This is a genomic window from Serratia sp. 506_PEND, from assembly GCF_001076875.1.
GTDB classification, from domain to species: Bacteria; Pseudomonadota; Gammaproteobacteria; order Enterobacterales; family Enterobacteriaceae; genus Serratia; species Serratia marcescens.
In genome coordinates this window covers 1-275 of the sequence record NZ_JVEL01000150.1, presented here as the reverse complement: position 1 = coordinate 275, position 275 = coordinate 1, and the positions used below count along the sequence as shown (strand labels likewise).

At 60.0% G+C, this 275-nt stretch carries 1 pseudogene; it reads right to left on the bottom strand.

What is annotated here, in order from left to right:
* A pseudogene (locus tag ADK28_RS03980) lies at window positions 1-181 on the bottom strand (type VI secretion system lipoprotein TssJ); the annotation flags it as partial.
* Window positions 182-275: the final 94 nt, after the last annotated feature.

Sequence of the window (275 nt, the reverse complement as noted above, 5' to 3'; positions counted from 1 at the left end):
CACCGCTCTCATTGGGGTTCATGTCCTGCTCCCCCACCAGACTGAAGGAGACCGTGGAAGGCTGGTCGTCGTGGTTACCGACCTGGATATCCGGGTTCATCGCCACCTTCGCCATCTTGCCCATGGTGGTACATCCCGCCAGGGATAGCGTGAGTATCAACATCAGGACAACGCTTCGCATCACAGCGGCTCCAGCCCTTCGCGCACCGCGCGGTCATACGCCTGGGCGTACACCTGGCGGAACAGTTTTTCAAATCCCTGCTGGCGTGATGAGG